This is a genomic window from Bradyrhizobium sp. AZCC 1577 (assembly GCF_036924575.1).
In the GTDB taxonomy this organism is placed as follows: domain Bacteria; phylum Pseudomonadota; class Alphaproteobacteria; order Rhizobiales; family Xanthobacteraceae; genus Bradyrhizobium.
Window position 1 is genome coordinate 6,696,392 of the sequence record NZ_JAZHRQ010000001.1, and the last position, 14,569, is coordinate 6,710,960.

The 14,569-nt window shown below is 63.2% G+C and carries 12 protein-coding genes and 1 other RNA gene; 4 read left to right on the forward strand and 9 right to left on the reverse strand.

Annotated elements, in window-relative coordinates; genetic code table 11:
• Window positions 1–85 precede the first annotated feature (85 nt).
• Window positions 86–436, reverse strand: a complete 351-nt coding sequence (locus V1278_RS31565) for a YciI family protein (RefSeq protein ID WP_334383444.1) — start codon at window positions 434–436, stop codon at window positions 86–88.
• 151 nt (window positions 437–587) lie between these two features.
• Window positions 588–1,019, reverse strand: coding sequence for a PAS domain S-box protein (locus V1278_RS31570; protein ID WP_334383445.1), 432 nt, complete (start codon window positions 1,017–1,019; stop codon window positions 588–590).
• 141 nt (window positions 1,020–1,160) lie between these two features.
• Between V1278_RS31570 and rnpB the strand changes: the two genes are divergently transcribed.
• Window positions 1,161–1,583: RNase P RNA component class A (gene rnpB / locus V1278_RS31575), an RNA gene on the forward strand.
• A 67-nt stretch (window positions 1,584–1,650) separates the two neighbouring features.
• Here the strand turns inward: rnpB and V1278_RS31580 are convergent.
• From V1278_RS31580 to V1278_RS31590, 3 genes are all read right to left on the reverse strand, one after another.
• Window positions 1,651–2,379, reverse strand: coding sequence for an alpha/beta hydrolase (locus tag V1278_RS31580; RefSeq protein WP_334383446.1), 729 nt, complete (start codon window positions 2,377–2,379; stop codon window positions 1,651–1,653).
• 100 nt (window positions 2,380–2,479) lie between these two features.
• Window positions 2,480–3,445 carry a helix-turn-helix domain-containing protein gene (locus tag V1278_RS31585; RefSeq protein WP_334367411.1) on the reverse strand — a complete coding sequence of 322 codons (966 nt, stop codon included), beginning with the start codon at window positions 3,443–3,445 and terminating at the stop codon, window positions 2,480–2,482.
• A 103-nt stretch (window positions 3,446–3,548) separates the two neighbouring features.
• A complete protein-coding gene (locus tag V1278_RS31590) occupies window positions 3,549–4,265 on the reverse strand; it encodes an alpha/beta fold hydrolase (RefSeq protein WP_334383447.1) in 717 nt (238 codons plus the stop codon).
• Between the two features lie 194 nt (window positions 4,266–4,459).
• On the opposite strand from V1278_RS31590, the gene V1278_RS31595 reads away from it, so the two are divergent.
• Together V1278_RS31595 and V1278_RS31600 are read left to right on the forward strand one after the other, a co-directional pair.
• The gene (locus tag V1278_RS31595; RefSeq protein ID WP_334383448.1) at window positions 4,460–5,203 is read left to right on the forward strand and encodes a sulfite exporter TauE/SafE family protein; all 744 of its coding nucleotides are present in this window, start codon (window positions 4,460–4,462) and stop codon (window positions 5,201–5,203) included.
• A gap of 72 nt (window positions 5,204–5,275) precedes the next feature.
• Complete coding sequence (locus V1278_RS31600) at window positions 5,276–6,208, forward strand: DMT family transporter (RefSeq protein WP_334383449.1); 933 nt, start codon at window positions 5,276–5,278, stop codon at window positions 6,206–6,208.
• Between the two features lie 82 nt (window positions 6,209–6,290).
• Here the strand turns inward: V1278_RS31600 and V1278_RS31605 are convergent, their stop codons facing one another.
• From V1278_RS31605 to V1278_RS31615, 3 genes are all read right to left on the reverse strand, one after another.
• Entirely contained in the window at window positions 6,291–8,093 is a 1,803-nt protein-coding gene (locus tag V1278_RS31605) for an ABC transporter ATP-binding protein (protein ID WP_334383450.1), read from the reverse strand.
• Between the two features lie 331 nt (window positions 8,094–8,424).
• Window positions 8,425–10,008, reverse strand: a complete 1,584-nt coding sequence (locus tag V1278_RS31610; RefSeq protein ID WP_334383451.1) for a DHA2 family efflux MFS transporter permease subunit — start codon at window positions 10,006–10,008, stop codon at window positions 8,425–8,427.
• 51 nt (window positions 10,009–10,059) lie between these two features.
• Window positions 10,060–11,358, reverse strand: coding sequence for an HlyD family secretion protein (locus V1278_RS31615; RefSeq protein ID WP_334383452.1), 1,299 nt, complete (start codon window positions 11,356–11,358; stop codon window positions 10,060–10,062).
• Window positions 11,359–11,550: 192 nt separating this feature from the next.
• On the opposite strand from V1278_RS31615, the gene V1278_RS31620 reads away from it, so the two are divergent.
• On the forward strand, window positions 11,551–12,192 hold the full coding sequence (locus tag V1278_RS31620) for a TetR/AcrR family transcriptional regulator (RefSeq protein WP_334367403.1): 642 nt from the start codon (window positions 11,551–11,553) through the stop codon (window positions 12,190–12,192).
• Between the two features lie 28 nt (window positions 12,193–12,220).
• Here the strand turns inward: V1278_RS31620 and V1278_RS31625 are convergent, their stop codons facing one another.
• The gene (locus tag V1278_RS31625) at window positions 12,221–14,479 is read right to left on the reverse strand and encodes a TonB-dependent siderophore receptor (RefSeq protein WP_334383453.1); all 2,259 of its coding nucleotides are present in this window, start codon (window positions 14,477–14,479) and stop codon (window positions 12,221–12,223) included.
• Between the last annotated feature and the right edge of the window lie 90 nt (window positions 14,480–14,569).

Genomic DNA, 14,569 nt, shown 5'->3' on the forward strand with positions numbered 1-14,569 from the left:
CCAAACGTCGTCATTCCGGGGCGATGCGAAGCATCGAACCCGGAATCTCGAGATTCCAGGTTCGCTTCGCGCCCCGGAATGACACTCAGTCATAGACCATAATCGGCCTGACCTCGATCGAACCAACCCTGGCGGTGGGAATTCTGGCGGCAATGCCCAGCGCCTCATCGAGATCCTTGGCCTCGACCAGATAATAGCCGCCGAGCTGCTCGCGGGTCTCCGCAAACGGACCGTCCGTGGTCAACATCTTGCCGTCGCGAACACGCACGGTTGTAGCGGTCGCCGTCATTTGCAGCGCGTCGCCGGCTTTGAAGTTGCCGCTCTGGATGATGGATTGGGTGAATGCACGGTATTCCGCCGTCTGCTTCTGGAGCTCGGAAGCGTCCATCTTTGCCTGCTCGGCTTCGTTTCGGTAGATCAACAACAGATACTGCATCTTTGAAACTCCTTTTGACCGGCTGGATCGCCGACACCCAGTCGAGCGGGCCTCCCGCAAAATGACATCGCCACGGAATTTTTTTTGGCGGTAGGGCGGCCCCTTTCGGGAAGCTGGGATACAGGAAGCATGAACATTTGCCACCGGATATTCAGGTCTTCCCGCCAACCTCCGCCAGCTTCCGCTTCAGCTCCCTGATTTCCTCAAAGCGCTTCGTCACGTCGCGCATCACCGCCACGGTGCCCGCGACCTCCTGCGCTTCGCCCCGCAACAGGACGATGGTGAACTCGACCGAGATCCGCCGGCCGTCCCTGGTCAGGCCGGGCACCGACAACAAATCGCCGTGCCCGTAGCGGCTCGTTCCCGTCTCCATCGTGTGTCGAAAGCCTTTCCAGTGCCGTGCGCGCAAATTCTCCGGGATAATCAGGTCGAGCGATTGGCCGATGGTCTCTCCGGCCGGAAATCCAAAGATCCGTTCGGCGCCGGGATTCCAGAACGTGATGCGGCCCTCGCGATCGGTCGCGATGATTGCGTCGGAGGCGCTGTGCAGCAGCGCTTCGCCAAGACCGGCAGGAATGTTCATCGCGCCTCCGCTACCGATCCTCAAATCGATCAGCCAGCATCAAATGCCGCCATGCCGCTTCTGTCAAAATCGCGCATATGGAACCCGATTAACCATCGCTTTTCCTTGACGCGGCGCGCCGGAATCCCCATTCGTAAGGCATCAGTCGGCCGGACGGCCGCTCCCGCTACGGTCGAAAGGCTGCGGGGGAGGAAAGTCCGGGCTCCATCGACATGCGGTGCCGGATAACGTCCGGCGGGGGTAACCCTAGGGAAAGTGCCACAGAGAACGAACCGCCCTCCTTCGCCTTCGGGCTTCGGAGGGTAAGGGTGAAAAGGTGCGGTAAGAGCGCACCGCGTCTCCGGCAACGGAAACGGCATGGCAAACCCCACCGGGAGCAAAACCGAATAGGGACGGCAACGCGGGCTGTTCGCGAAAGCGATAACGCCGCAGGGCGATGTCAGGCTCGCCGTCCGGGTAGGTTGCTCGAGGCCATGTGCGAACATGGTCCCAGAGGAATGGCCGTCACGTATCATTCGAAAGAATGGTGCCCTACAGAACCCGGCTTACAGGCTGGCTGATATGTTATGAATGAGGGGTTCGGCGCGAACACGCCGGGCCCCTCGCCATTTTTGACGTCGCGCAAACAATCTCAATCGCGCCCCGCCTCCCCGATCGCCTGCGCCAGCCGCGCCGGGTTGCTGAAGAACATCTCATGACTGCCGTCGCATTCGACCAGCCGGAACAGGCCGAGCCGCTCCGACAAGCGCGGATGCCATGGCAGGCCGTGCGGCAGGGCAATGTCCTGCCTGCAATTGACATAGGACTTGCCGACCGGCAGCTCTGCCAGGGGACGCTTTAGCGCGATCTTGTCGGTGAACGTCTTATACGGATGCAGATTGAGTTTGGCGTAGGCGGATTTCGCCAGTTCGAGATCGGCGTCGTTGATGAAGGCATCGCGCCAGATTTCGAACGGCAGCATCACCGCGTTGTTGTTGGCAGCGGCCACGGCATCGAACAGGCCGACATAGTGCGGCGGCACCATGTCGTTGAGGCACTGCGCATCCAGCGGGACAAAGGCGTTGACGTAGACAAGGCGCTTGATCCTGTCAGTTAGACGGTCGGCAACGCCGGAGATCACCATCCCGCCGTAGGAGTGGCCGACCAGCCTGACATCGCGGAGATTGTTCGCCTCGATGTAAGCGACAACGGACGAGATCGCCTGCTCGAGTCCTGTTTTCTCGCGATCGTCATCCTTGTCGTTGCCGGCGACCGTCGGGCAATGCACGACGTGGCCGCTCTTGCGAAGATGTCCGGCCACCGCTTCCATCTCGGCGCCGGTATGCCACGCGCCGTGAACAAGAACATAGATGTCTGACATTCCGTTTCCCCCTGATTTCCTGGAAATCAGACATTGATGGCGACGGCTATTCCCGGATGGCCGGATTCGGCCACCGTCATCGCCTGATTGCGCCAGGCCTCTAGCGCTGCTGCCGGAAGGCGCCCGGCGTCATGCCGAGGTATCTGCGGCTTTGCCGGATGAAGTGGGACGGATCGGAAAAGCCGACCCGCAGCCCGATTCCGCCGACGCTGATGCGATCGAAGCGCGGCTCGCTCAGCATCCTGCGCGCCGCCGTCATGCGGCAATCGTTGAGCAGTCCGCTGAACGTCAGGCCCGCTTTGTTGAGACAGCGATGCAGGGTTCGTTCCGAGACACGCAGATGTGCGGCGATGGTCGCAGCCGTCAAACCGGGTTCGGCGTAGCGCAGTCGGATGGCCCGGCCGATCTGGTCCAACAGCTTCGCCGCATCGCGCTGCTCGGAGGGCGCGGCCGGAATCTGGCTTCCGAACGCAAGCGCCAGCAGCGATCCGAGCTGGTCGGTCAGAACCTGGGCAGGAAGGGGCCGCTCGATCGCCAGTTGCGGTGTCAACTGGCAAGCAAACGCGCTGAGCGCCGCGCCCCAGCCGGCGCGCCCGTCAATGCGCTGCCCGATGCGCCGCTCCGGATCGGTGATCCAGGATTCGACCCACGCGATCGGCAGTTCCAGCGACAGCGTGTTTGAAGTTACCGGAAAGTTGAACTCATAGCAGCGCCGGGAGTCCAGCAGCACGAGATCACCGGGCTGCAGGCGCGACGCGTGGCCGTTCTGCATGGCGGTCCAGTCATTGTCGGTCTTGCACAGCAGGTAATAGTAATTCGATGCACTGCGCGCGAGGCTGGCTTTCCTGCGGTAGACGTGCTGCGCCGAGCCCTCGACGCGGTTGATGCCGATCGTGTCGAGTTGCCCGCGCTGAACGGAGCAGTCGAAGCCCGACCGCACCGGCGTCGTGATATCCATTTCGAGAAAACATTCGCAGACGGCGCCGATCCAATAGTCCAGGCGCCGTTCCGGCTCGACCAGACCGGTTGACCAGGTCTCGATGACTGAAGTCGTTCTGGCCGCCATGCCCTGCCCTCCGCGATCGATGTCGACCACCGGTTTGCCAGCTTGTTGGGCGCGTGGCGGAGAGTCAATCCGCCTGCGACATCCCGTAGATGGGGTAACGGGCCTACGCCACGATCTTCTGCAGCAGCGCCATCAATGCCTCCGGCGCGGTGACATTCGGCGAATGGCTGGCGTCGATCTCGTAATAGCTCCAGGCGGGATCGCCCTTTGTCATTTTGGCGAACGGTCCAAAAGTATCGGCAGGCGTGATGCGGGTGGCGTAGATATAGCTGCGTGGCAGCGTCAGCGCGCCGCCCTGCAGCTTGAGCTTGGTCTCGAAACACTTGATCGGCATGTCGACGCGGCGCGCGTTGAGCCATTCGACGTCCGCAGGCGACGTATCTGGCGGCGTCGGGTTTGGCGGCACGCGCCAGCCGTCACCGCTCTTCGAAAGCTCCTGCATTCGCGCCCGCCCCGTCTCGTTCAAATCGAGCAGCGACTGGCCGTCCTGTGGCACGAAAGCGTCGATATAAATGAGCTGCTTGACCTTGTCGCGCGCCCGGTCGGCAACGCCGGTCGCGACCATGCCGCCGTAGCTGTGGCCGATCAGCACGAAGTCGCGCAGGTCTTCATACCTGATGACGGCAAGTACGTCTTCGATATGCGAATTGAGATCGATGCCCGGATGCGCCAGATGCGCGCGCTCGCCGAGACCGCTGTAGGTCGGTGTGATCAGGCGATGCCCGGCGGCCTGCATCAGCGGATGCATCTTCTTCCAGGCCCAACCCGCGGACCACGCGCCGTGACAGACGAGGATGGTTTTCGAAAAAGTCGAGCTCATTGGGACGTTTCCACTAGGTTATTGTTGAAGGCGTCGATTGCGATAGTACCTGCCCGTCGCCTCGTGTAAACGTCGGCGTAAATTCAAACGTCGTCATTCCGGCATGGTCCGAAGGACCAGACCTCAGGTGCGCGATTGCGCACCATAGTTCGATGCTGCGCACCGCCCCGGAATGATGGGAGGGAAAGAGAAGAGTGGAATTAGCCACCTACGCCATCCTGCTCGCCGGTGCGCTCGCCGGCGGTTTTGTCTCCGGACTTGCCGGTTTCGGCACGGCGCTGATGGCGCTGGGGATCTGGCTTTACATCTTGCCGCCGGCCATTGCCGTGCCGCTGGTCCTGATCTGCTCGGTGAGCTCGCAGATCTCGACGCTGCCGTCGATGTGGAAAGTTCTCGACTTCAAGCTGGCGTGGCCGTTCGTGGCCGGCGGTCTTGTCGGCATGCCGATCGGGGCGCTGCTGGTCGCGCGCGCCGACCCGCAAAACTTCAAGCTCAGCGTCGGCGTGATGCTGCTGGTATTTCCCACCGCACTCTATTTCATCCGCAAGCCGATGGCCTTCCGCTTCGGCGGCCGGCCGGCAGACGCAGCTATCGGGTTTGCCGGCGGCATCCTCGGCGGCCTCGCCGGCCTGTCGGGCCCACTGCCGACCCTGTGGGCGAGTATCCGCGGCTGGACCAAGGACCAGCGCCGCGGCGTTTTTCAGATCTTCAATGGCAGCGTGCTCGGCGCCGCGCTCTGCCTGCAGATCGCCAGCGGTTTCGTCAAACTGGACGTGTTCTGGCTGGCGATGCTGGCGCTGCCCGGCACGCTGATCGGCGCACGTCTTGGCATGCGCACCTATCACGCCCTGAATGACCGAAACTTCTACGACGTCGTGCTGGCTCTGCTGTTTCTATCCGGGGTCGGATTGGTGTGGAGCAGCATTGCTCCGAGATAGGCGCGCATAGCCGCCATGTGCTCCGAGTAGATTGCTGTACGCTGACCTGCAAAGCGGCTAACCAATCGCGTCATGAGCTCCCCTGCTTCGCGCGAGCGCCTCGGCCTGTTGCTGGGCTTCATCGGCATGGCGATCTTCGGCGGCACGCTGCCGGCGACGCGGATTGCGGTTGCCGAAATTGATCCGATTGCACTGACCGCGCTGCGCACCGCGATCGCCGGGCTGTGCTCTCTGGTGCTCCTTCTCGTGTTACGCCGACCGCTGCCGCCCCGCGCGCTGTGGCCGCAACTGATCATTGCGATGCTTTGCGTCGCGATCCTGTTTCCGCTGTTGATGTCGATGGGCATGCAGAGGGTCGACGCATCGCATGGCGGCGTGGTGCTGGGCGTACTGCCGATCGCCACCGCGCTGGTCGCCTTCGCCATCACCCATGAGCGGCCGCGGCCGCTGTTCTGGATCGCTTCTGTGGCCGGGGCCGCGCTGGTGATCGCATTCGCATTGCGGCAAGGCGGCGGCGCGCTGGTCGCCGGTGATTTATTCCTGTTCGCATCGGTCGCCGTCGCCGCGATCGGCTACGCATTCTCCGGCCGGCTCACCTCGCAAATGCCGGGCTGGGAGGTCATAAGCTGGATTCTGGTGATTGCGCTGCCGCTGTCGATCCCGGCAGCCGTGCTGACCATGCCCGCCGATATCACCCACATCGCCCTGAAACCCTGGCTCGGGCTGCTCTATGTCGCATTGTTCTCGCAATGGATCGGCTTCTTTGCGTGGAATGCGGGGCTAGCGATGGGCGGCATCGCGCGGGTTTCGCAGATCCAGTTGCTGCAACCCTTCGTCACCTTTGCGCTCGCGGCGTTCTTCAACGGCGAGACCATCACGCTGCAGATCCTGCTGTTCGCTGCCGCCGTCGTGGTGACGGTCGCCATTTCGACGCGCACGCGGGCCAAGCCGGCGCCCTCACTGCCGCAGCGAGATCACGAGCCGCCTAAGCTCGCGGCGTCCTGATCGAAACCAGCGCATCGCGCGAGCCCCTCTCGATGCCGGAAAACATATTCCGACATCGATCGGGTTCGCAACAATGTGGCTCTCACTCCGCCGCCGAAATGCGGCTGAACTCGGTGGCCTGCAACTCGAACAGCCCGCGATAGAGGCCGCCGGGGCGCGCCGTCAGCGCCGCATGCGTGCCCTGCTCGACGATCTCGCCGCGGTCGAACACCAGGATGCGGTCGAGGCTGCGCACCGTCGACAGCCGGTGCGCGATCACAATCGAGGTGCGTCCCTTCATCAGTCGCTCCATCGCCTGCTGGATCAGGCCCTCTGACTCTGAATCAAGGCTCGAGGTTGCCTCGTCCAGGATCAGCACCGGCGCGTCCGCCAGAAACGCGCGTGCCAGCGCGACGCGCTGCCGTTCGCCGCCCGACAGCTTGACGCCGCGCTCGCCGACCAGCGTGCCGTAGCCCTTCGGCAGCCGCAGGATGAAGTCATGCGCGTTGGCAAGCCGCGCCGCCTGCTCGATCGCCGCCATGCTGGCGCCGGGCCGGCCATAGGCGATGTTCTCGGCCAGCGTGCGGTGAAACAGGATCGGCTCCTGCTGCACGATCGCGATCTGGCTGCGCAGCGATTGCTGCGTGGCTTTCGCGACATCCTGACCGTCGATCAGTATTTTCCCGCCGCCAATATCGTAGAGCCGTTGCACCAGCTTGACGAAAGTGGTCTTGCCGGAGCCGGAGCGGCCGACCAGGCCGACCCGTTCGCCGGCCCGGATCTCGACCGATAGTCCGTCATACAGCGGCGCGCGGTGGCCGCCGTAGTGGAACGTCACATCGTCGAACACGATGCGGCCACCCTGGATGTCGATCGGCTTGGCATCCGGCGCATCGGCGATGCCGATCGGCTCGTCGTGAATCGCGACCAGCTCCTCCATGTCGTTGACTGAACGCTGCAGGTTGTTGATGTGCATGCCGACGTCACGCAGATAAGCATGAATGATGTAATAGCTGGTCAGCACATAGGTGACGTCGCCCGGCGTGGCGCGGCCGGCGATCCACAACAGGATCGCCCCGCCGATCACGGAGCCGCGAAAGCACAACAGCACCGCAAGTTGCGCCGTCGAGGTGTAGTTATAGCGGTACCACGTCCGACGCACGCGCGTGCGCCAGCGTCCGACAACGCCGGCCAGCCGCGCATCCTCGCGCGCTTCCGCGCCGAAGGATTTTACTACCGCGTTGCAGGTCAAGGCATCCGCCAGCGTGCCGCCAACTTTGGTGTCCCAGGCGTTGGAGACGCGCGCAGCCGGTGCGATGTAGTTCACTGAGAACGCCGTCGTCATCGAGACATAGATAACCGTGCCGACCGCGATGACCGCACCTAACACCGGCCAGTGCAGCCCGAGCAGGATCATCGAGCCGACCAGCACGAGGAGCGACGGCAGCAGCGCCATCAAGATGGTGTCGTTGAGCAGGTCGAGCGCCCACATGCCGCGCGTGATCTTGCGCACGGTGGAGCCGGCAAACGAGTTGGCGTGCCAGTCGGTCGAGAAGCGCTGCACGCGCGCGAAAGCGTCGCGCGACACGTCTGACATGGTCGTGAGCGTGAACGGCACGATCGCCTGCAGGCCGGTCAGGCGCAGGATCATCGACATCAATCCGAGCGCGACGATCCCGCCGAAGGCTGCAAACGCAGCCTGGCGCGCGCCCGTGTCGGAGGCGCCCAGCGTCAGCGCATCGACCAGCCGGCCGGAGAAGATAGGCATGAACAGGTCGGCAGCGGTTGCTCCCAGCAAGCCGCCGGTTACGACGGCGGCGCGGCCGGGCTGTTGCAGCCAGTGGCGGAACACAAACGGGATCACCACGCGTATCGCCGCGGGACGTTTGTCTGTTTGAACGGTCATGGCGTCATCCGGCTGCGCGAAAGGCGCAAGCCGGCTCCATCTGGTTTGACGCGCGGGCAGCCTTGGGCCGAACGCATGCGTCGTTGAAAACTGTCGTTAAGTAGTTGGGAAGTTTGGAAAGATCGGGCGTCAGGCCCGATCAGGGCCGGCGGAGATCGCGCTCAGCGACGCGACCGAAAAACCAGCGCGAGCATCGGACACGAGGGCGCGATCTGCGAATACATCGAAATCATGCAAATCTCCCCGGTTCGAGCGACAATGCGCAGCTTATAAATGCATCGCGGGTGATTTGCAACATGACAAGGACGTGAACGGCGTTGTCACGCCGCTTTTAATGCGCGTCGCCGCCAAGCGCCGCTGCAGAAGGCTTGTTCAGGACCATCACCAGCAGGCTCAGGACGAAATAGAACACGGCCAGCATGAAGAAGGCGTCGCCATAGCCCATCACGACAGCCTGGCGGTGCACGATCTGCGACAACTGCTTCATCGCCATCAGCGCGGAATCGCCCATGCCCTGCATGCGCTGGGTGAACATGTTGAGGGTATCGACCGCAGCGGCATTGCCCCAGTTAACGCGGTCGTGCAGGCGCGAGATATGCAAGTCGGTGCGTTCGTTCAGCACCTGGTTGATGACGGCGAGGCCCACCGCGCCGCCGAGATTGCGCGTCAGGTTGAACAGGCCCGAGGCGTTCTTCACCCGCTCCGGCGCCAGCGTGCCGAGCGCGATCGTGTTGGTCGGCACGATCACCAGCATCAAGCCGGCTCCGCGCAAAATCTGCGGCAGCAGCAATTCGTAGAAATCATACTCTTTCGTCATCCAGGTCATCTGGTACGAGCCGAGCGCGAACAGCACCAGACCGATCGCGATCAGGTAGCGCACGTCGTATTTCGCCATCAGCCGCCCCACGATCGGGGCGGTGAGGAACATGGCGATACCGGAGACGAACATGGTCTCACCGATCATCATCGGGCTGTAGCCGCGCACTTCGGCGAGGTAACGCGGATACATATAGGTGAGGCCGTAAAGGCCGACGCCGACGCAGAACGAGATCAGGCAGCAGAGGCTGAAATTGCGGTCGGTGAAGGTCCTGAGGTCGACGATCGGCTCTCGCACGCTGAGCACGCGCCAGAAAAACGCGATCGCCGAGATCGCGCAGATCGCGGCGCAGACCGCGACCGACGTGTCTTCCAGCCATTGCGACTGCGGCCCCTCTTCCAGCACATATTCGAGCGTGCCGAGGAAGCCGGCCATGAACAGCAGGCCCCACCAGTCGAAATGCTCGAGCAGCGCGAAATTCGGCTTGTCAAAATCGCATAGCGCCCACACGCCGATGGTGATGGCGATGCCGGGAACGATGTTGATGAAGAACAGCCAGTGCCACGACATCGTGTCTGTAATGAAACCGCCGACCGTCGGCCCGATCGTCGGCGCCAGTGTCGCGACCAGGCCGATGATCGGAGCGACGATATGGATTTTCGAACGCGGGAACACCGTATAGGCGGATGCGAACACGGTCGGGATCATGCCCGCGCCCAAAAAACCCTGGATCGCGCGCCACACGATCATCTGCTCGATGGTCGAGGCAAAACCGCAGAACAAGCTTGCGACGGTGAAACCGGAAGCGGAAATCGCAAACAGAAGACGTGTGCCGAACGCGCGCGACAGGAAGCCGGACAGCGGGATCGCGATCACCTCGGCGATCAGGTAGGAGGTCTGCACCCACGACACTTCGCTGGAACTGGCCGAAAGGCCGGCTTGTATCTGCTGCAGCGACGCCGAGACGACCTGGATGTCCAGGATCGACATGAACATCCCGAACACCATGAAGAGAAACGCAAACAGCCGTCGCGGGGGGATGCGCTCGTCGGCTGCTGTGTTCATCAGCGAGGGCGATGCGGTGGTGGCGTCGGCCATGATCAGCTCGGCACAAGCGCCGGGCGTTTCGCCCGGGGCTCGAGGTAAGAATTACTGCGGTTGAACCATCGCGGGCGCATCGAGGTCGGCCTCGCTGTCCGCGTCGGCCGCGCCCTCGCGGGTGTCGACGGTGGTGTAGACCGACATGCCGGCGCGCAGCAGGTTCTGCTTCGCCACGTCCTTCGGCACGCGAATGCGAACCGGCAGCCGCTGCACGATCTTGGTGAAGTTGCCGGTGGCGTTGTCCGGCGGCAGCAGCGTGAACACCGATCCTGCCGCGGGTGAAATGCTGTCGACGACGCCGGCGAATTTGCGATGGCCGTACGCATCCACCGATATTTTTACGGGCTGGCCGGGACGGATGCGCTTGAGCTGGGTTTCCTTGTAGTTGGCGTCGATGAAGACGTCGTTGAGCGGCACCACATTGGCGAGCCGCTGCCCGGCCTGGATGAAATCGCCGGCATTGACGAGGCGATTGGAGAAGGTGCCGTCGACGGGCGCGCGCACCGAGGTGAATGCAAGGTCGCGCTCCGCCTTGGCAAGCTGGGTCTGCAACTCCGCAAGCTGCGCGCGGGCCTCGGCCTGCTGCGCCTTCGTCACCTCGACATTGTCGCGCGCGGCGTCATAGGCGGCCTGCGCCGATTTCACCGCGGCGAGGCTCTGGTCCCGACTGGCTTCGGAAACCTCAAAGGCGGCGCGTGAGGCAAAGCCCTTGGTGCTCAACGTCTGCTGGCGATCGAAGTCGAGACCGGCACGCTTCATCGCCGCTTCCGCGGAAGCGAGCTGCGCCCTGGTCTGCTCGACGGCGCTTTCCAGCGCCGTGACCTGACGGCCGATGCGGTCGATGGTCGCCTGCTGGGTCGCGATCTTGCTGCGCGCGGCTTCCACCGCGATGCGATAGTCGCCATCGTCGATCCTGAAGATCACGTCGCCGGCGCGAACGAGCGAATTGTCGCGGGGCAGGATAGCCGCGACATGGCCCGATACCCGGGCGCCCAGCGTGGTGTTGTTGGCGCGAACGTAAGCGTCGTCCGTCGAGACATAGAAGCGCCCGACCAGGACGAAGTAGACGGCGTAACCGATCGCGGCCAGCGCGAGCAAGCCGAGCGCGCCGATCATGACGAACTTGCGCTTGCCCGGTTTCGCCGCCGGTGCATCGACGGACGCCGCGGCTGGCTTTTCAGTTGCGGGAGCGCCGGGCGGCTCCGCGGGACGACGCCTGGCTTCGTCCGCGACGTGAGTCCGCAACTGATCGGCGAACTGAGGGCCGGCGTCAGGCGCGGCTTCGTCCTGAGCCCCTTCCGGTTCGGCGCGAACGACGCGTGCGGCCTGGTCTCTCGCTGCGGCCATTAACGAGGCCTCCCCATTTCAAAATGTCGCGACGCATGAGGCCACGAAACCGGCCGCATTTGGTGCCCTTAATTCCAAAATATCATTGACCGAACGGTTCGGTCAAGCTAGATTGCTACCATACCGACCATAAAGCGAGAAGAGACTTCCCGCTATATCCCGGGTTGAATTCCTTCGCGAGAAGATAAACCAATGATTGCATCCACAGCAAACACGCTTCATCCGTTAGGCGAGGAGGAGAGTTCGAAGCGCCGCCAGATTTTGGACGGCGCGCGGCAGGTGTTCATGGATCTGGGCTTTGATGGGGCCAGCATGAACGAGATCGCGCGGTCGGCTGGCGTCTCCAAAGGCACGCTTTACGTTTACTTCGCCGACAAGAACCGGCTGTTCGAGGCCATCGTCGAGGACGAAGCGCTCGAAAAAAGCAAGATTGAATACAATCTCGATCCCAAACGCGATGTCGAAACCACGCTGAGCGAATTCGGCCGAACCTATATCGGTTCGATCTGCCGGCCGGGCGGCGGTTCGTCGATCCGCACGGTAATGGCAATCGCCGAACGGATGCCGGAGGTCGGACGCCAGTTCTACGAGAACGTCCTGGCAAAGACGATCAGGCGCCTCTCTGAGTATCTGCAGTCGCATGTCCGGTCGAACGATCTTGCGATCGACGATTGCGGCCTCGCCGCCGCGCAGTTCCTGCAGATGTGCCAGGCGACGCTGTTTCTGCCGTTCGTGTTTCAGGCCGAGCCGGCGCCGTCGGCGGAGCGCATCGCGCGCGTGGTCGACAGCGCAACACGGATGTTTCTGGCGACCTATCGGGCGAAGCCGGGGTAAGACCGGCCTCCCCTTTCAGGTTCATGCCTTAGAACTTGTACGTCGCGCTTCCCAGCACGGTGCGGCCGATGCCGAAAAAGCAGTCGCCGCGCGCCAGGCAGGTCGTGACATGGCGCTTGTCGGCAAGGTTGCTGGCGTTGACCTGAAACCGCCATGGCCCGGTTTCGTAGCGGATCATCGCGTCGAACAGCGTGTAATCGGGCGTGCGGATGATGTCTTTGCCGTCCCAGGACTCGCCGATGTAGCGCACGCCGCCGCCGACAGTCAGGCCCGGCAGGCCGAGTGCGGTGAGACGGTATTTTGCCCATAGCGAGGCCTGATGATCGGGAACGGTTTCGACCCGCTTGCCGATATTGTCCCCGCTTTCCACCCGGGCATCGAGGTAGGAATAGGCGCCGATCAGATCGAGGTCTGGCGTCACGCGGCTGATCACCTCGAGTTCGGCGCCGCGAATCCGGATCTTGCCGGTCTGGACCGAGAACGGAGAGCCAGCGGGATCGCTTGCCAGCCGGTTCTTCTCGGTGGTGTCGAAGACAGCGCCATTGATAGCAGTACCTGCGAACGGATTGTACTTGAAGCCGAGCTCCACTTGCTCACCGCGCGAGGCTACGCAAACACCGACACATACGCCGCTGCCGAAGTTCGGATTGAACGACTGCGCGTAGGAGACATACGGCGTCAGGCCGAACGGCAGCTCATACATCAGCCCGGCGCGGCCGGTGGTTGCCTTGGTGTTTTCCACCGGCGATCCCACGACGTCGCTGGTGACGTAGTCCTGGCGCAGTCCGACGATGGCCAGCCATGGCCCTAGCCGCATCTGGTCCTGCGCATAAAGCCCGAGTTGGGTTTGCCGCAGATCCGGCTCGGGCGACATCGCCGGAGCGGTCACGCCGCTGTAAACCGGAGCGTAGAGATCGAATGGCGTGGAGTCGGTGGCGAAGCCGGATTGCGCGCGCTCCCTGAGCTCGCGGTAGTCGACGCCGAACAGCAGCTTGTGCGCAACCGGCCCGGTGAGCAATTTCAACTCGGCATTGCTGTCCGACGTCAGGCTATCCTTGACCGTCTCGCGACTCCATACGCTGCGTGCCACGGTGCGTCTGCTGGAATCGAGAAACGGGAAATCCGGATCACTCGGATCAACGAAATTCAAATCCGGCCACGTCGACCGGTAGATGCCCTCGACATGGGCATAGCGCATGTTCTGGCGGATCTTCAGCCCATCGCCAAAGCTGTGCTCGAACAGGCTCGAGATCGCGCCTGTCTCGGTCTGGTATTTGTCGAAGCCCGGCTCGCCGGCGAAACGCCGCAACGGAATCAATCCATTGGGGCCGGGATACAACGTGCCCTCATGCGGCAGGAACGCCGTGGACGAACCGGTCTTGTCCTTCTGATAGGTGCCGAGCACGGTCCAGTTGGTGTTGTTGGTCGGCCGCCAGGTCAGCGACGGCGCCAGCACGATGCGATCATCAGGCACGTAATCGGTCTGCGTATTGCTGTCGCGGAGCACGCCGATGAAGCGGTACAGCCACTCGCCGTCCTTGGTCAGCTTGCCCGTCGAGTCGAGCTGCACCTGCTTGCGGTTGAAGCTGCCATATTGCACGCCGATCTCGTTGAAGCTTTCCGCCTGCGGGCGCTTCGAGATCAGGTTTAACAGGCCGGCCGTCGAGGTGTCGCCATACAGCACTGACGCTGGCCCGCGCAGCACCTCGATGCGCGAGAGCGTGTAGGGTTCGGGCCGCCATTCGTTGAAGGTGAAGGTGTTCACCATGCGGGTGCCATCGAGATAGATGTTGGGATCCTGGCCACGAACGCGCGGATAGTCGCCGCGCGAATCCGGGCCATAGGCGTCGGCGAACACGCCGGGCACGTAGCGCAGCGATTCCTGCACCGTGAGCGCGCCCTGGTCGGTGACGCGGTCGGCGGTGACCACCGTGATCGATTGCGGAGTCTCGCGCAGCGGCGTGTCGGTTTTAGTCCCGGTGCCGCTCTGGCCCGCGAGATAACCGCGCACCGGTCCGGTGCCCGTTTCCGCGCGTGCGCCGGCAGCAGCCGCGGCATCAGGCGTCACGGCCCCGCGCAGTGCCGTGCGACGGCTCGCCGCCGACGCGGCTTGCCGTCTGGATGCGGGACGCGAGCGCGCGGCCGGCGGACGTGAGGGCTGGTCGACCACGACAGCCGGCAATTCTCGCGCGGACGATTGTGCTTCCGCCGGCGTTACGTCGATCATCGCGGCGAGCATCGGCAGCGCGGCGCCGAGCCATCCCGCGGTCTTCAAACTTGCAGTCATTTCCAGTCCTCATCGCTTTGCGCGGGACCAGTAACAAGCGTGACCACAGCGATGAAGTGCGCGAAGGATACACGGCGCGTCAATCACGCG